Genomic DNA, 16473 nt, shown 5'->3' with positions numbered 1-16473 from the left:
TTTATGAAATAATAAGTTCTTGTTTCTCGATATGTTCCATTACGCTTTCGAGTTCCTGCATCGTTTCTATCGTAAAGTGCGCCCCATTTTCAACGAAACGATTGCGAACTACTTCTATTTTTTCACGAAGTTCTACCGAATCCATATTCTCCACTTCCTCTTCCGTTAAACCGAGCTCGCTACTGCCAAGAATTACACCCACTGTCCACATTCCAGCATTTCTACCTTCTTTCATATCTGATACTGTGTCCCCAACTTTTATCATATGGTTCATCGGATACACACCAAGTTCCATTGCATTTTTATAGCACATCCATGGATATGGACGGCCTGCTGGAACATCATCTGGCGTAACAAGAAAATCAGGTTTATATCCTTGTAACGCTGCTTCCTTTGCTACAATATCCATCATTTCTCTCGTATAACCAGTCGTTGAACCAATTTTAATTCCTCTTTCACGTAAAGAAGCAATCACTTCTTTTACTCCATTAATCGGCGAAGCATAGCGCGGTAAAATAGCGAAGAGAAACTCTTCAAATTCTTCATACATCTCCTGAATGTCTGCTTCTGTTGGTAATTGTCGGAAAACACGATTCCACTCACTCGCAATACGAGGCATCTCAGTAAGTGCCCTTACATGATCTATTTTTAATAACCCCATTGGCTTACGAGCTTCTTCTGCTGTAATTGCTACACCCCGTTTATGAAAAATCTCCATGAATACTTCTAGTGGTGCAAAACATCCGTAATCAACTGTTGTCCCTGCCCAATCAAAAATAACTGCTTCAATTTTCATTCTGTCCATCACCTTTCTTACTTATCTTTTTTGCCATTGTGAAGTTCGGTTACGAAGTGCTTTCGTTCCCCATTCATATACAACTCTTACTACAATATTTGTAACAACAATAAGCACACTCATTGCAGCTGCTGGCGCCACATTTCCTGCATCATCCATATTTACGATTGATACGGCAGCTAGTTTAAAATCAGCTGCATATAGGAATACAACTGCCGATACAGTTACCATTGAATTTACGAAGTAGTACATTACCATTTCTAAAATTGCTGGTAAACACATTGGTACCGTTACTCTAAAGAATGTTTTATAAAACGGAATACCCATCGACTGCGAAACAAGCTCAAACTCTCGATCTAATTTCTTTAAAGCAGTCGTTGCCGTGACAAATGTTACAGAATAAAAATGAATGATATTTACTAGTACTAACACAGCGATTGTTCCGTATAAAGAATGAAACGGGTTCGTTACTGATAGTCCCAAAATTTGAATCGTTGGTTGACTAAAGAAAAAGACATATCCTAATCCGAGTACTAAACCTGGTATGGCTAAAGGAACGATAGAGAAAAAGTAACCTGTTTTTCGGAAGAATTGTAGCTGGTCTATTTTCTCAATTGCATATGCAAATACAAATGTTAAAATCGCCCCAATAACTGCTGTAACTGCTGAAACAATTACGCTATTTTTAAATGCTTCAAGTCCATCTCCTGTTAAACTCGAAAAAATAAAATGCTCAAATGTAAAACTCATATTATATGGCCATACTTTCACACTTGCAGCAATACCAACTGCCACAAATAACAAAATGATCATAAATGTAATCACACTACAGTATATGAATGAGATGACATCTCTTTTCTTATTAGCTATTATTCTGTATGGTACTGCTTTTGAAGATAAGAAATTCACCTGCTTTCTTTGCGTAATACGATCAACTGCAAATGCGAATATAGCTGGGATTAATAAAATCATTCCAACTGTTGCACCCATCGACATATTTTGCTGTCCAATTACTTGTTTGTATACGTCAGTAGCAAGCACATTATATTGTCCACCAACAATTTTTGGTGCCCCAAAATCAGTGAAACTAAGTGTAAACACAACAAACATTGCACTAATTAATCCGTACTTTACACTAGGTAAAGTAACCGTGAAAAATTGTTTTGTTTTACTCGCCCCTAGCATATTAGAAGCTTCATATAAACGATAATCGGATCCTTGAAAGGCAATTAGTAATATGAGAAAGGCTTGCGGAAATGTATACATAACTTCAGCTATTACAATTCCTACTGGTCCATATAAAGGGATTTGTATACCTTCAAATAACCCAAACATTCCTTTCGTTACTAGCCCTTGATTACCAAATAAATATGTAAGTGCTATACCGTGCATCATCGTTGGTGCAAACAATGGTAATAACGCTACATACTGAAATACACGCTTTCCAAAAACATTCGTACGGGCAATCGCATATGCGTAAACGAATGCAATTGAAACTGAAATAATTGTTGTTGCGCCCGAAATCCATACCGTATTTTGTAAAGACTGAACTAAAGTCGGCGTTGTGAAATATTTACTGAAATTCGCTAAACCAATGAAAACTCCATCTTTATTATAAAAAGCTTGTGTAAATAGTTGTAATAGTGGTAATACAAGTATGATAAGGAAGGAAAGAATCATACCGATAATTACAAGCCTTTGGATCCATTCCTCTTTCCCTATACTTCTCTTAATCTTTTTTTTCGCACTTTCTACCTTGTAGTTTTCTAACATCTCCATCTATACAATGACCTTCTTTCCATATGACAACATATGATTTTCTGAGAAAGAGATTTGAATCGGCTTTCCTTTTCTAATATCAGCTACTTCTACTTCTGATGCTAATATATCCACTACAATTTTCTCATTATAAAGGTATGTGTTTTCTTCTACGACTCGCACTTCCGTCCGATATACAGATCCACGAAACTCCATACTTTCCACAACTGTTTTAATACCGTCCTTTTGTACAATTGTTACATGTTCAGGACGAATTGCATGCTCTTCGTTATTTTTCGAAAAGAAATTAATAGAACCAATAAAATCTGCCACAAACGGATTGGCTGGTCTTTGATAAATCTCCTCTGGTGTTCCAATCTGCATAATTTCCGCATGATTCATTACAACAATTTTATCAGCCATCGTTAATGCCTCTTCTTGATCATGCGTGACCATAATAGTTGTTACTCCTACTTTCTCTTGCAAATCACGCATTTCTCTACGTAACTTTTCACGTACTTTCGCATCTAAAGCAGATAACGGCTCATCAAGTAACAAAATATCTGGAGACAGAGCGAGCGCACGTGCAAGTGCCACTCGCTGCTGTTGTCCACCAGACATTTGAGCAGGATATTTATCTTTTACATTCAGTAAATCTACAAGTTTTAACGCCTCTAGCGCTTTCTCTTTTACTTCTGCTTTTCCATATTTTTTTGTCTTTAAGCCGTATTCAATATTTTCAAGTGCTGTTAAATTCGGAAATAATGCATACGATTGGAACACCATTCCGAAGTTTCTCTTTCCAGGAGGTAATGCTGTAATATCTTTTCCATTCACAGCTATACTACCTGTTGTTGCCTCTTCTAGACCTGCTAAAATTCGAAGCAATGTCGTTTTCCCACAACCACTTGGGCCTAATAAACATACAAACTCATTTTTGTTCACAGTAAAAGAAATATCTTTTAACGCTGTAAATGCATCAAACTGTTTTTGAATGTGTTGAATTGATAAATATTCGCTCATTTTTTCTCTCTCCCACTCACTTACTTTTTCGGTTCTGCTTTTTGGCCAAACTCTTTTTCCCATTTTTCTAAAATTTTGTCACGATTTTCTGCTGCCCACTTAAAGTCATTCTTTTTGTATAACTTTTCTGTTACATCTTTAGGGAATCCATCTGGAAGTTTATAATCATTTTTAATTGTCGCAAATCCATTTTTCTCGAAGTATAACTTCATTACATCATCAGTAATCGCCCAATCTAAAAATGCTTGCGCTAATTTTTCATTTTTTGCATTATCTTTTTTAATAAGTGCGTTCGCTTCTACTTCCCAACCTAATCCTTCTTTCGGCAATACAACTTCAACTGGTGCACCTTTTTGTTTCTCTTTCAAAGCACTATAAACCATTGATACGCCAACTGGATATTCACCCGCTCCTGCTAATTTCGCTGGTTTTGATCCTGAATGCGTATAACTTGCCATATTATCATGAAGTTTCTTCATGTAATCCCAGCCTTTATCTTCACCCATGATTTGTAGCCATGCAGAAACTGTTAAAAATCCTGTTCCAGATGATGCTGGATGTGGCATAACAAGTGTTCCTTTATACTCTGGTTTCGTTAAATCTTCATATGATTCTGGCATCGGTAAATTTTTCTTCTTTAACTCTTCTTTATTTACAGCAATCCCCGTCATAAATGCAGTATTTCCTACCCATTTTTCAGGTTGCTTATCATCTTTAAATTGTGGAAGAACACGATCTGCTCCTTTTGGAGAGTATCCTTTTAACATATCTTTTTTATCTAAAGCTAATAGACTTGATGCCGCAGTTCCCCATACAACATCTGCTTGTGTATTTTTCCCTTCAGCTAGCAATTTCGCAGTAATAACTCCTGTTGAATCACGTACAATGTTCAATTTCACATCAGGATATTTCTTTTTAAAGGAATCAAGATAAATTGGTACAAGTTCTTCTTCAATTGCTGTGTAAACAGTTAATGATCCAGATAATTTGTCATCTTTCACTTTCGCTCCAGCACTTTCTTCCTTCTTTGCACCACACCCCATTAATAACGAAAATACCATTCCAGTCGCTACAGCTTTAAAGATTGTTTTTTTCACTGTTTCTCTCTCCTTTTACAAATCTTATGTACAACTCAAATATAAACAACTAGTGTAAAAGCAGTATTAAACCAACATTAATCTTTTGTTTGTTGTTTGTTTTTGTGTAATACGTTGCTACTTCTATGTTTTTTCGCATTTTTCCGCTAATAGAAAACACTAAATTTACAAATAATTAAAAAAACCTTTATAATCCCACAAAAAAATGAGGCGTTTGTAAAAAACGCCTCATTTTTGTTTCCCTTTTTTTGAATTACGATTCGCATACTTTGCGCTATTTTCTCCTTCATACTCTAATGCAAATTCTGCATCTGGTAAGCTTTCTTTCGGAGTTTTATTATTATTGATTGCCGCATTTTGTTTCACTTTTCTTTTTACCAATACATTCACCTGCTCTCAAGAAATCACTTTCTACTCTAGTTTGAAACAACTTAAAATAATTATTACTGGCAAGTGTTAACAAGTACATAAGAGGCGTTAGATGGAAATACTACATATGAAGAAATCATTATAAAAAGGAGCGATAATTTTGAAGAAAAAAGAAAAGATTCAATCACCCATTTTAGACGAAACGCTCCCGCATCAAATGAATTTTCCATCTTTTAAAGGAACAGGAAAAACGATGCAACAACCTTTTGTGAATCAATATAATGTTGTAATTGGAGACAGTAAATATAATTCCGAGAACAGTCCGCTTAACAATTGGAGTGATGAAGTAGATCCTGCCATTATGGCTGGCGATGAGTGGATCCATCCGACAAATGATATTGGGTGGATTTCAGAAGAAAATCAAGAGTTACTAAAAAACGAAGTGGATAATAAAAATGAAGCTTTTATGCATCCACAATTTGGCATTAACGACTAAAAAACCATTCTACCTAACGTAGGTAGAATGGTTTCATACTATCCAATAATAATCCGCTCTTTCGGGTATTTATAGCGAGGTGGTTGTTCCCTTCCACCACTAGCTAAAATAAATGTTAAAATACCAACGCGTCCGATAAACATAAGCACAATAAGTACAAGTTTCCCAACAGTTGTTAAATCAGGCGTAACACCTGTTGATAGTCCCGTCGTTCCGAAAGCAGAACAAACTTCAACAATTAAGCTCATAAGCGGTACATTTTCCGTAATAGATAAAATGAATAGCGCAGTAGCACATAACAAAATCCCCATCGTCATAACGACAGATGCTTTCAGTACATCCTCTTCATGTAGCTGACGTTTGAAGACTCTAACTGTTCTACCGCCCCTTGCAAAGGTGTATAGTGACAATATACTAACAGCAAATGTAGTTGTACGTATTCCGCCCCCAACCGAACTTGGAGATGCCCCTATAAACATTAATATACTCATAAATAAAAGCGTCGGTTGTGATAATTCACGTATATCCATTGTTGCAAGTCCACCACTTCGCGTCGTCACAGATTGAAATAATGTATAAAATACAGTTTCATGCCATGATTTTCCTACTAAAAAATGATTTCTCTCCAGTAAAAAAATCATAATTGTACCCACAACAACGAGTGTGAAAAATGTTGTAGTCGTCAATTTTGTAAATAATGAAAAACGGAATAATTGTTGTCGCCTTTTACTAAGAAATTGCTTTACTTCCATTAGCACAGGGAAACCAATCGCTCCTAAAATAATTAGTAACATATGAATCATTTGAACAATATAATCTTTTTTATACGGAATTAATGACTGTCCTGTTAAATCAAATCCGCCGTTCGTAGTCGCACTAACAGCTGCAAAGAAACCGTGAAAATAAGCTTCTTGCCAAGTCGGAAAGTAAAGTAAAAATCTTGTACCTAATAAGATTGCTCCAATAAGTTCTATCGAAATAATTACAATTAAAATAGAACGCATCAATTCTACGAGACCCGATAAATTTCCTTGATTATGATCTGCCATAATTAATCTTCTTCTTTGCAAACCAATCTTTTTCCCCGTAATGATCCAAACAAATGTACCAAGCGCCATAATTCCTAAGCCGCCTAATTGTAAAATAAGAGCTAAAACAATAATTCCTGCCGTAGTAAACGTATCTGGAATCGTAATAACAGACAGCCCCGTAACACTTACCGCACTAACCGATGTAAAAAGAGCATCTATAAATGTCCATTTCACACCGGGCTTCGTAACAAACGGGAAACTAAGCAATATCACCGATACAACTACCGCTAATAAATAAAACAAAACGATGAGTTGTACAGGACGTAATTTTTGTAAAAACTTTTTTATATCTCTCATTCCATCACTTCGCTACCTTTTTTCTATCGATTAAATAAAGAAAAATCTTTACTTTCTTTATTTGTAAATAACTGCTCAAATAATTTGGCAAAGACCATTCCATATACAGTTCCATTACCTCCATACGGCAATGCGTAAAATAAATTATGTATCTTTTCATCTTCTTTTAAAATGGGAAGCCCATCATGAGTACCACCAAATACAGCTGCCCAATAGTAGTCTGCCTGTATATTTTTATACTGCGGGAACATCTCTTTTACAATATTAATAAGGATATCACGCTTATGCAATAATTTCGTATCACCGATTGTTTGAATTTGCATCGCTTCATCTAATCCGCCTACAATAATGCGGTTTTGATACGTTCGAAAATATAAGTAGGGCCGTGCCGTTTCCCAAATTAACGATCGCTCATGCCAGCCTTCAAACTGATCTATTTCATTTGTTACAATTGCATAAGAGATGTCTACTGTTGTATTTTTTTCTTTCTTTCCAAAAAGCGCTTCATAACCTGTCGCCATAATAATATTCTTTGCTACAATTTGATTCCCTGTTTTCGTGTAACAAATTAAATCATTTTTACGTTTTTTTATATGTATTGCCTCTGTATGTTCATATATATTAGCTCCCATTTGGTTTGCTTTATGCAAAAGACTATGTGCTAATAAATACGGATTTACCTCAGCATCACCGTGTGTATATAATGCCGCTTGTTTTATAAAAGGATAACGCTCCTTAATATCAGATGCTGTAAAATACTCAACAGGAAATCCATAATTCTGTAACGTATTGTACTCCTCTTGTAAAAATGAGACATCCTCACTTTTACTTGCATAATATAAACTATTTCGCAGAATAAAATGGGGATTAATATCAAGAGTCGGTATTACCGCTTCCATTGTTCTTAGCGCTTCATAACAAAGCTTATATGCTCGCACCCCTTTTTCTTTACCAAATGTATGGATAAGAGAGGTTAACGATTTATCATGAAGAAATTGTAGTAAACCTGTATTAGCAGCTGTGCTACCACATGCAATGGCTCTTTTTTCAATAAGTGTAACACACATGCCAATTTTCGCTAACGAATGCGCTATATGAGCACCGGCTTCGCCGCTTCCGACTACGAGCACATCACATATCATATCATTTTCTAACAGTGGATAACAAGGTACAGAAACTCCTGTATTCCAAAACAACTTACCCATCATAAGTTTCATAATTATACTCCTAAAATATAAATTTCTCCTTTCTATGTTTTGTTATTTTTCATAAAAAAATCCAACTAACATAGGCTAGTTGGATTTTTTATCTTTAATTAGAACGCTCTTCAAGCCAATTTCCAATCGTCGGATATGTTTGTTTTACAGCTGTTCCACCGTAAACGATAGACATATGTCCTGTCGGTAAACATACATATTGTTTATCATTGCTAGAAATATGATCTAGCAATGCTTCTACTTGACATGGCAAAGCGATATGATCACGTTTCCCAGAAATATTTAAGACATTCGCCTTAATATTTGCAAGGTCTACCTTTTGTCCGCGAATAACGAGTTCACCCTTAACCAATTTATTATTTTGATAAAAATCACGAATCCACTGTCTGTATGATTCACCTGGGAACGGAATACCATCACCAACCCACTTTTGAACCAATCTCCAGCTTTCGACGAAGCGTTCATTCTCTGAACGATCTACTAAAGCAACATATGGACCAACAAAGTTCGTAATTGGCTTTAACATTTTGTTTCCGAAATCAATCATTTCTGGCGGAATATTTCCAAATGTATCAACCGCTTTATCTAAATTGAAGTATTTCTCATCTAATAAAGGACCATACAATCCTGTTTCAGAAAAATCAAAAGGACTTGTCATAAAGATTAGGTTACGAATTGGCATGTGCGGATGAAGTGCTGCATAAATAGAAGTTAGCGTTCCACCCATGCAATAACCAAGTAAAGAAATCTCGTCCGATTTTGCAGTTCGCATTACTTTTTTTACTGCTTTTGCAATATAATCAAACACGAAATCATCAAATTTCAAATGACTATCTTCTAAACCAAATGTGCCCCAATCAAGCATATACACATCAAAACCACGATCCACTAGATATTCCACTAAACTATTTCCAGGAGTTAAATCCATAATATATGGTTTATTAATAAGAGCATATATTAACAGAATTGGAACTCTTTGTGTTTTTTCTTGTTTTGGAATGTAGCGATAAAGCTTCGTCTTATTCTTCGTCCAAATAACCTCTTTCGGCGTTAATCCTACTTGCGGCTCTGGTTCACGTAATAAAATTTCACTCGCCCTTTTCACTCGGCGGTATGCTTTTCGGTACTCTTCTGGGTATAGCTCTAATTGCTTTTCCCATTCTGTTGCGAATGTAGTCATTTTTCTATCTCCTTTTTGGTCGATTTCCTTCTAAAAAAAAGAAGTGCATTCCTGCTATGGATATGCACTTTTTTCTTACTTCATTACATATATAATCCGCCGTTAATGTTTAATTGTTGACCTGTGATATACGCACCGTCACGGCATAGGTATACTACACCTTTTGCAATTTCATCAGCTTGACCAAAACGTTTTTTCGGGATTTTTGCAACGATTTTTTGACGTACTTCTTCTGGTACTTCTGCTACCATTTCAGTATCAATAAATCCTGGGCAAATAGCGTTTACAGTGACATTTGTTTTTGCAAGTTCTAACGCTAATGATTTTGTAAATCCTAACATACCCGCTTTTGCTGCTGAGTAGTTTGTTTGGCCAAATCCACCTGCTTGACCAATAATAGAAGAAATGCTAATAATTCTTCCTTCTTCCGCTTCTGTTATGTATGGAAGAACAGCGCTTGTCGTATTAAATACGCTACTTAAATTCACGTCAATTACGCGCTCCCAATCTTCACGATTTAACTTTTTGAATGTACGATCTCTTGTAATACCAGCATTATTAACAAGAATATCAACTTTACCAAAATGATTCACAGCTTCTTCTACAAGTCGGTTTGCATCTTCTACTTTAGAAACATCCGCTTGCACTGCATAAACATCATGTCCGTCTTTTCCTAATTCATTTACTAAATTTTCAGCTGCTTCTTTACTGCTATTATAGTTAATAACTACTTTCGCTCCCTCTTGTGCTAATGCTACTGTAATTGCTTTTCCAATTCCTTTTGCTCCACCTGTTACGATTGCTACTTTTCCATTTAATTGAACCATTTCTTTTCCCCCTTAAATGAATTTGTGAACGATTGTTATGAATCATTTTGGTACTCATACTATAGAGTCCATATATAATTATGTTTCGCTGTTTATACGTGAAAAGAGATTCTCCCTCTCTCTTTTATCTGTTATAAACAAGCGCTTTGATCATTTTTTATTTTCTGGCTTATTCGCAGGCTTTACCTCTTCTTTTACAGGTACTTGTAGTTTAGCTAGTACTGCATTTTGCTTTTCTAGCAATTCTAAAATTTGATCTACTTTTGTTTCAAGCGTACGAATATCTTGTTTCACTTTCGTCACATCACGCTTTAATGTAGGAGCTTGTCCTAAAGAATCGACTTTCTCCTCTAGAAACTCCTCAATGTTATCTACTTTATTTTCTAAGTTAATAACTAGCGTAGCCACTCTTGCGATATCCTCTTTCGTCGGCACATTTACTTGTTCTAAATAATTTTTTGTCGTATCATTTAATGCTTTTTGATAAAACAAATTCAAATCTAGAACGCTGCCCATCCAAGCAGAATATTCTTCTGTTTTAATTGTTTCATTGAGCGCTTTTCCCCAAAATGTTTCGGTTTGTTCATAAGCATTTTTCCATGCTTGTAGTGGATCGAATTTTTGATCAATCACTTTACCTACACTCCTTTTTTCGTTTTTGAAACAATTCAACCTATTCACTATTTTCTAATATTCTGAATAAAACTTCAAGTCTATATTTTATTTTTTTCTATTTTCTAACAAATGTGTTGACTTTAAAAACAGATAGGTGTAAATTGCACTTATAAGCAAAAAATTCCATCTAACTGATTCATGAGGTGATGCACAATCATGCTACAAAATGAACCAGAACAACGCGAAAGTTTGGAGAGCAACCAAGCGAAACAACCCAACTCCATGCCAAAAAACTTCTTAGTTCCCTTCTTACTTCTATGTCTAAAAGACTGGAGTCTTCATGGTTACAAACTTATTCAAATGCTAATGGATATCGGCTTTTCTTCTGTTGACCAAGGTAATGTTTATAGAACACTACGCAAATTAGAAAAAGAAAACCTTATTTCTTCTACTTGGGATACAAGCGATGGAGGGCCGGCAAAAAGAATTTATTCTTTAACTGAATATGGAGAGCAATATTTAACAACATGTGCGACTTCTTTTGAACATTATCAAAATATGTTGCGAACGTTTTTCACGTTATACACCAATGCATTCTTTCCATTTTCTACTTCTCCAGAAAAGGATGAAAAGGATTCTTCATCTTCACCTGGTGGTACAGCAGAGTAATCTGCGTTCACAATATGCAAAAAAACATTTGGGGGTCAAATAATGGAAACTAAACCATACGAATTAGTCGATGCATTTTGGAAAAACTGGTCTCAATCACTTTCCCTTTTCTCTTCAGCTGGGAAACAATTAGAGCAGCTTACTTTAGAAACATTAAAACAACAACAAGACGCTTTGCATAAATTAACATCAGGAGTAGATGAACTAGAAAAAGAACTACAACAACTCACTGCTCAGTTCAACAACCAATATACAGATTACGTGAAACAATTAACTGGAAACTCCTTAAATGATCAAATTAACGAGTGGCAGGACAAATGGAAGGAACTTTCTGCTCATATGCATCAACTTACTGTTTCTCCTACAAAAACATCTTTGTCAATTCTTACACAAACAAGCGGTCAATTTGAAGAAACAACAAAACAATTTATTGAGCAACAACAATTACAACGTGAAGAGGCTCAAAAACAGTTAGAAGGTTTTTTGGAAGAGTTCAAGTCAAAACAGTTGGAACTCGCAAAAAAGTTCGAGGAAAACTCAAAAAATCTATTTACTTCCATCAAGTAAGAAAAATGTGGGAGCTAACTGCAGCACAAACAAAACTCTTTCTTCCTCCTACTACATCAAGATGGCTGGCATTTTTCGATATGGAAAAGAAGGAGGACAAAATGAATCCATTTCAAGAAGCACAAACCGTCCCGGAGCTTCGTTATGATGAGATTCAAGTCGGTGATCAAGCATCCCTTACAAAAACAATTACAGATGAAGATGTTATCAATTTTGCAAAATTGACTGGGGATGTGAATCCTATTCACATTTTAGACTCTTTTGCAAAAACGACAATGTTTAAAGAACGCATTGCCCATGGTATGCTCGTTTCGAGTTTTATTTCTACCATCCTTGGAACGAAACTCCCAGGCAAAAATACGATTTATTTATCCCAAAATGTTTCATTCCGTGCCCCTGTCAAAATCGGTGATACACTTCGCGTTGTGGCAGAGGTTATTAAGAAGCGTGACGATAAAAAAATCATTACGTTGCAAACAAATATATATAATCAATCGGATGATATTGTCGTGGAAGGTACAGCGACAATACTAAAAAAAGAGTAGCAAATTTGCTACTCTTTTTTCTATCCAATAACTTCTAATCACACCGATTACTTCCGCGTATGAGCACGCCGGTTCCACATAAAATAACAGTACCAATTCAGATAAGTACTTATCTGGACTGGATTACTCATAAGGATGTGTATCATCATGGCAAAAACAAACAAATTACTAGTTCCAGGTGCTGAACAAGCACTTGATCAATTTAAATATGAAATTGCACAAGAATTCGGCGTAAGCTTAGGGTCTAATACAGCATCTCGTTCTAACGGATCAGTTGGCGGTGAAGTAACAAAACGTCTTGTTTCTTTAGCTCAACAACAATTACGCGGATAATAATATAACATATGGCTTAGAGGCAGATATTCTCTGCCTCTTTCTATTTTTCACATACATAATCGGACTTTTTCACATACTAGTAAGAGCAAACAGAAAGGAACGATATATAACATGAAACGGATTAACATTCGTATGAGTCCTCCCCGCGTTCTTACTTTGTCTTTTATCATGTTATCAATTATAGGTACATGCTTATTAAAGCTTCCAATCGCTACAACAACGTCTATTTCATGGCTCGATGCTTTATTTACAACAGTTTCTGCCTGTACGGTTACAGGGCTTGGTGTTGTGGACACTGGAAAAGTATTTACTTTGTTTGGACAATGTGTCATTTTAACGCTTATACAAGTTGGCGGACTTGGTATTATGAGCTTTGCTGTCTTAATTGCGATTATGCTCGGCAGAAAAATCGGTCTTCAAAACCGTATTTTATTACAACAAGCATTAAATCAAACGAATATAGGCGGCGTCATCCGTCTTGCCAAAGCATTATTTTTATTCTCTTTTACAGTCGAATGTATCGCTACTTTAATTCTTTCTTTTGAGTGGGTACCAAAATACGGGGTTACCAAAGGGATCTATTATAGTTTTTTCCATTCAATCTCAGCCTTTAACAATGCTGGTTTTTCTGTGTGGAGCGATAATTTAATGTCCCATTCTCATAGCATTATTGTCAATTTCGTCATTTCCTCTCTCATCATTTTAGGTGGAATTGGTTTTACAGTGATCGTAGACATAAAAAGAAAGAAAAACTTTAAAAACCTTACACTACATTCAAAACTTATGCTCTCTTCTACTCTAATCATCAACATTATTGCTACCCTTTTTATTTTTATATTCGAGTTCCATAACTCTCTTTCTATGAGAGGTTTTACCCCATTTGAAGAAGGAATGGCCTCTTATTTCCAAGCAATTTCAACGCGAACTGCCGGGTTTAATACAGTTGATATTTCTACATTGTCAAAACCTTCCCTGCTATTAATGATGCTACTTATGTTTATTGGTGCTGGTAGTGCTTCAACGGGTGGGGGGATTAAGTTAACAACATTTTTAATCATATTTTTTGGCGTATTTAAATTTTTACAAGAACAAGAAGATATTGTCGTATTTAAAAAATCCATTAAAGATACTCTCATTGTCAAATCATTAACCATTACTATTATTTCTATTTCATTTATCTTTTTTGCTATTTTAATTTTGAGTATTACTGAACGAGTTCCTCTATTGATGAGTGCTTTCGAAGTATTTTCAGCATTTGGGACTGTTGGCCTCAGTATGAACTTAACACCCCACTTAACTATAATTGGAAAAGCGATTATTATTTTTATGATGTTTTTTGGGAAAATGGGTCCTTTAACATTGGCATTTTCATTTGCTCGTAAAAAGAACCGAAAAATAAAATATCCGAATGAAGATATTTTAACAGGTTGACAACCGTATAAATTATCCATATAATGAGAATACAATAACATATCTCCAAAGGGGAGTAGCGTCCAAGAATATATCTTGGAAACAAAGTCGTCATTACGTAGAACTTAGTTCTTCCGGCTTTGTTGGCATTTTTATTACATATGTCTAGCAAGACCTTTGCCTATTAACGGCAGAGGTCTTTTTTGCATTCATTTCCAGATTCTTCCAAAGTTAATAGGCAGGAGTATGGGGAAACTAAATAGTGGGGAAATTCTTCACTTATTTAGAAGTTATAGAGATGAGAGGAGAATGTACATGGATGTATCATTATTATTGGAGTATGGTTGGGTATTACTCATCCTAATTGCACTTGAAGGGATTTTAGCGGCTGATAACGCTCTTGTTCTTGCAATTATGGTAAAACATTTACCAGAAGAAAAACGAAAGAAAGCACTATTTTACGGATTAGCGGGGGCATTCGTTTTCCGATTTGGATCGTTATTTATGATTTCGTTCTTAGTCGATGTATGGCAAGTGCAAGCAATCGGTGCCATCTACCTTATGTTTATCGCTGGTAATCACTTATTTAAAACATATGTTAAAAAGAATACAGATGAAGAAACAGAAGAAAAAGAAGCAAAGAAAAAACAAGAGAACTTTTGGTGGACTGTATTTAAAGTTGAGGTTGCTGATATCGCCTTCGCAGTTGATTCAATTTTAGCTGCTGTTGCACTAGCAATGACTTTACCAAAAACAGGACTAGGTACAATTGGTAGTCTTGATACTGGGCAATTCGTTGTTATCTTTGTAGGTGGACTTATCGGATTAATCATTATGCGATTTGCAGCAACTGCTTTCGTACAAATCTTAAAACGTAAACCAGGGCTTGAAACTGCAGCATTCTTAATTGTAGGTTGGGTTGGTGTGAAGCTAGCAGTTTATACGTTAGCACACCCTGCATTAAATGTAATTCCACATTCATTCCCAGAATCCACTCCGTGGAAGCTTACATTCTGGATTGTATTAGTCGGAATCGCAGTTGGTGGTTGGTTCTTCTCAAAAGAAGTAGAAGTAAAAATGGAAAAGAATTTAGACGAAAAAGCGCTGTAATTACAGCGCTTTTTCTTTTTCCTTTCTTCCTCGCAATGTCCAGAAAAAATTCCATTATACTACCTTTTGTAAACGTTTTCTTAATGTATGTATGTCCTTTTTGTGAAACATTGCACAAACTCATTGAAAGTAGGAACAATTCCATGTACTTTATTCATATAAGGAGTATTTATAGAAGATTTACTAAAGGAGCGTATTACTCATGCTAGAACAAGGACTAGATTATGTTGTCAAACTGGCTAAAAGCAAAAAGAAAATACTAGATACAAACCCAATGCAATATTTCATTCGTGCTGCACTTGCGGGGATTTATATCGGTTTTATTATTGTACTATGTTTTAAATTAGGTAACTTTTTTCACATTGCAGATTCACCAGCAACTTATTTATCTGCCTCTATGTTTTTCGGGATTGCTCTCGTACTTATTATATATGGCGGTGCTGAATTGTTTACTGGAAACACAATGTACTTTACTGTAGCAACTTTAAGAAAAGAAACAACGATTTCTGATACACTTCGTAACTGGGTTGCTTGTTATGCAGGTAACTTAGCCGGCGCATTATTCTTTGCCTTACTATTTTACGCAACTGGAATTTTTGAAGCAATTGATCACGGTCACTTAATGAGTAAAGTCGTTGAAGGAAAGATGAATACACCTACAATGCAGTTATTCTTTAAAGCCATTTTATGTAACTGGCTCGTATGTCTTGCTTGCTTCTTACCTTCTCAGGTTAAAGGTGACACAGCAAAAATAATGGTCATGATGCTACTTGTTTTCACATTCTTCTTATCTGGTTACGAACATAGTATTGCAAACTTATCACTCTTTGCTTTATCTTTAGTTTCACCGCATCCTGAGACAATTTCTTTTTCAGGTGCTATTCATAACTTAATTCCTGTTACAATTGGTAACATTATTGGCGGATCAGTATTTGTCGGTATGGTATACCACTACTTAACAAAGAAAACGCCTGAAGTTCAACAGGAAGAAACTGAAATCGCAACAGCTCAACAAGAAGAGATTATTCCTTTACAAGCCCATATGAAGCATTAAAAACTCCAAAGTTTTA

General features: G+C 35.5%; 18 protein-coding genes and 1 riboswitch. Of the genes, 8 read left to right on the top strand and 10 right to left on the bottom strand.

The window, feature by feature from the left end; genetic code table 11:
- Nucleotide 1: 1 nt before the first annotated feature.
- From phnX to ACTFRY_RS11005, 5 genes are all read right to left on the bottom strand, one after another.
- Nucleotides 2-796, bottom strand: coding sequence for a phosphonoacetaldehyde hydrolase (gene phnX / locus ACTFRY_RS11025; protein WP_098616842.1), 795 nt, complete (start codon nucleotides 794-796; stop codon nucleotides 2-4).
- Nucleotides 797-817: 21 nt separating this feature from the next.
- Nucleotides 818-2575 carry a putative 2-aminoethylphosphonate ABC transporter permease subunit gene (locus tag ACTFRY_RS11020; protein ID WP_440032344.1) on the bottom strand — a complete coding sequence of 586 codons (1758 nt, stop codon included), beginning with the start codon at nucleotides 2573-2575 and terminating at the stop codon, nucleotides 818-820.
- On the bottom strand, nucleotides 2576-3577 hold the full coding sequence (locus ACTFRY_RS11015; RefSeq protein ID WP_000006191.1) for a putative 2-aminoethylphosphonate ABC transporter ATP-binding protein: 1002 nt from the start codon (nucleotides 3575-3577) through the stop codon (nucleotides 2576-2578).
- 20 nt (nucleotides 3578-3597) lie between these two features.
- Nucleotides 3598-4674 (bottom strand): putative 2-aminoethylphosphonate ABC transporter substrate-binding protein, encoded by a 1077-nt coding sequence (locus tag ACTFRY_RS11010; RefSeq protein ID WP_000750895.1) that lies wholly within the window; start codon nucleotides 4672-4674, stop codon nucleotides 3598-3600.
- A gap of 228 nt (nucleotides 4675-4902) precedes the next feature.
- A complete protein-coding gene (locus tag ACTFRY_RS11005; protein ID WP_000240799.1) occupies nucleotides 4903-5055 on the bottom strand; it encodes a hypothetical protein in 153 nt (50 codons plus the stop codon).
- 148 nt (nucleotides 5056-5203) lie between these two features.
- Between ACTFRY_RS11005 and ACTFRY_RS11000 the strand changes: the two genes are divergently transcribed.
- The gene (locus ACTFRY_RS11000) at nucleotides 5204-5539 is read left to right on the top strand and encodes a DUF3905 domain-containing protein (RefSeq protein WP_000726028.1); all 336 of its coding nucleotides are present in this window, start codon (nucleotides 5204-5206) and stop codon (nucleotides 5537-5539) included.
- A 38-nt stretch (nucleotides 5540-5577) separates the two neighbouring features.
- On the opposite strand, the gene ACTFRY_RS10995 is transcribed toward ACTFRY_RS11000, so the two are convergent.
- From ACTFRY_RS10995 to phaR, 5 genes are all read right to left on the bottom strand, one after another.
- Nucleotides 5578-6927 (bottom strand): TrkH family potassium uptake protein, encoded by a 1350-nt coding sequence (locus tag ACTFRY_RS10995; RefSeq protein ID WP_001204691.1) that lies wholly within the window; start codon nucleotides 6925-6927, stop codon nucleotides 5578-5580.
- A 23-nt stretch (nucleotides 6928-6950) separates the two neighbouring features.
- Nucleotides 6951-8144, bottom strand: coding sequence for an NAD(P)/FAD-dependent oxidoreductase (locus ACTFRY_RS10990; protein WP_098616843.1), 1194 nt, complete (start codon nucleotides 8142-8144; stop codon nucleotides 6951-6953).
- Between the two features lie 94 nt (nucleotides 8145-8238).
- Entirely contained in the window at nucleotides 8239-9324 is a 1086-nt protein-coding gene (gene phaC / locus ACTFRY_RS10985; RefSeq protein ID WP_000206333.1) for a class III poly(R)-hydroxyalkanoic acid synthase subunit PhaC, read from the bottom strand.
- An 83-nt stretch (nucleotides 9325-9407) separates the two neighbouring features.
- On the bottom strand, nucleotides 9408-10151 hold the full coding sequence (locus tag ACTFRY_RS10980; protein WP_000250407.1) for an acetoacetyl-CoA reductase: 744 nt from the start codon (nucleotides 10149-10151) through the stop codon (nucleotides 9408-9410).
- Between the two features lie 150 nt (nucleotides 10152-10301).
- Complete coding sequence (phaR, locus tag ACTFRY_RS10975) at nucleotides 10302-10784, bottom strand: polyhydroxyalkanoic acid synthase subunit PhaR (RefSeq protein WP_000566942.1); 483 nt, start codon at nucleotides 10782-10784, stop codon at nucleotides 10302-10304.
- Nucleotides 10785-10982: 198 nt separating this feature from the next.
- Here phaR and phaQ point away from each other — a divergent pair, with 198 nt between their 5' ends.
- The 7 genes from phaQ to ACTFRY_RS10940 all read left to right on the top strand — a co-directional run bounded on the left by phaQ (nucleotide 10983) and on the right by ACTFRY_RS10940 (nucleotide 16457).
- Nucleotides 10983-11435 carry a poly-beta-hydroxybutyrate-responsive repressor gene (gene phaQ, locus ACTFRY_RS10970; RefSeq protein ID WP_000939955.1) on the top strand — a complete coding sequence of 151 codons (453 nt, stop codon included), beginning with the start codon at nucleotides 10983-10985 and terminating at the stop codon, nucleotides 11433-11435.
- A 42-nt stretch (nucleotides 11436-11477) separates the two neighbouring features.
- Nucleotides 11478-12002, top strand: a complete 525-nt coding sequence (gene phaP, locus ACTFRY_RS10965) for a polyhydroxyalkanoic acid inclusion protein PhaP (protein WP_000448594.1) — start codon at nucleotides 11478-11480, stop codon at nucleotides 12000-12002.
- Nucleotides 12003-12103: 101 nt separating this feature from the next.
- Complete coding sequence (locus ACTFRY_RS10960) at nucleotides 12104-12547, top strand: MaoC family dehydratase (protein WP_001067916.1); 444 nt, start codon at nucleotides 12104-12106, stop codon at nucleotides 12545-12547.
- 147 nt (nucleotides 12548-12694) lie between these two features.
- The gene (locus tag ACTFRY_RS10955; RefSeq protein WP_001140707.1) at nucleotides 12695-12880 is read left to right on the top strand and encodes an alpha/beta-type small acid-soluble spore protein; all 186 of its coding nucleotides are present in this window, start codon (nucleotides 12695-12697) and stop codon (nucleotides 12878-12880) included.
- Between the two features lie 114 nt (nucleotides 12881-12994).
- Nucleotides 12995-14314, top strand: a complete 1320-nt coding sequence (locus tag ACTFRY_RS10950) for a TrkH family potassium uptake protein (RefSeq protein ID WP_000822339.1) — start codon at nucleotides 12995-12997, stop codon at nucleotides 14312-14314.
- A 38-nt stretch (nucleotides 14315-14352) separates the two neighbouring features.
- Nucleotides 14353-14526, top strand: a riboswitch (yybP-ykoY riboswitch).
- Between the two features lie 82 nt (nucleotides 14527-14608).
- Nucleotides 14609-15403: a TerC family protein gene (locus ACTFRY_RS10945; protein ID WP_350369221.1), complete on the top strand. Its 795-nt coding sequence runs from the start codon at nucleotides 14609-14611 to the stop codon at nucleotides 15401-15403.
- A 202-nt stretch (nucleotides 15404-15605) separates the two neighbouring features.
- Nucleotides 15606-16457 carry a formate/nitrite transporter family protein gene (locus ACTFRY_RS10940; protein ID WP_000893029.1) on the top strand — a complete coding sequence of 284 codons (852 nt, stop codon included), beginning with the start codon at nucleotides 15606-15608 and terminating at the stop codon, nucleotides 16455-16457.
- The last annotated feature ends 16 nt before the right edge of the window (nucleotides 16458-16473 follow it).

Source organism: Bacillus cereus group sp. MYBK195-1 (genome assembly GCF_051916605.1).
GTDB lineage: Bacteria > Bacillota > Bacilli > Bacillales > Bacillaceae_G > Bacillus_A > Bacillus_A cereus.
This window is presented reverse-complemented; position numbering and strand designations above follow the sequence as displayed.

Coding starts and splice junctions, on each gene's coding strand:
- phaP (WP_000448594.1), top strand. CDS start 11,478: ATGGAAACTAAACCATACGAATTAGTCGATGCATTTTGGAAAAACTGG.
- phaC (WP_000206333.1), bottom strand. CDS start 9,324: ATGACTACATTCGCAACAGAATGGGAAAAGCAATTAGAGCTATACCCA.
- ACTFRY_RS10955 (WP_001140707.1), top strand. CDS start 12,695: ATGGCAAAAACAAACAAATTACTAGTTCCAGGTGCTGAACAAGCACTT.
- ACTFRY_RS11015 (WP_000006191.1), bottom strand. CDS start 3,577: ATGAGCGAATATTTATCAATTCAACACATTCAAAAACAGTTTGATGCA.
- ACTFRY_RS10945 (WP_350369221.1), top strand. CDS start 14,609: ATGGATGTATCATTATTATTGGAGTATGGTTGGGTATTACTCATCCTA.
- phnX (WP_098616842.1), bottom strand. CDS start 796: ATGAAAATTGAAGCAGTTATTTTTGATTGGGCAGGGACAACAGTTGAT.
- ACTFRY_RS10950 (WP_000822339.1), top strand. CDS start 12,995: ATGAAACGGATTAACATTCGTATGAGTCCTCCCCGCGTTCTTACTTTG.
- ACTFRY_RS10940 (WP_000893029.1), top strand. CDS start 15,606: ATGCTAGAACAAGGACTAGATTATGTTGTCAAACTGGCTAAAAGCAAA.
- ACTFRY_RS10995 (WP_001204691.1), bottom strand. CDS start 6,927: ATGAGAGATATAAAAAAGTTTTTACAAAAATTACGTCCTGTACAACTC.
- phaQ (WP_000939955.1), top strand. CDS start 10,983: ATGCTACAAAATGAACCAGAACAACGCGAAAGTTTGGAGAGCAACCAA.
- ACTFRY_RS10980 (WP_000250407.1), bottom strand. CDS start 10,151: ATGGTTCAATTAAATGGAAAAGTAGCAATCGTAACAGGTGGAGCAAAA.
- ACTFRY_RS10960 (WP_001067916.1), top strand. CDS start 12,104: ATGAATCCATTTCAAGAAGCACAAACCGTCCCGGAGCTTCGTTATGAT.
- ACTFRY_RS10990 (WP_098616843.1), bottom strand. CDS start 8,144: ATGAAACTTATGATGGGTAAGTTGTTTTGGAATACAGGAGTTTCTGTA.
- ACTFRY_RS11020 (WP_440032344.1), bottom strand. CDS start 2,575: ATGGAGATGTTAGAAAACTACAAGGTAGAAAGTGCGAAAAAAAAGATT.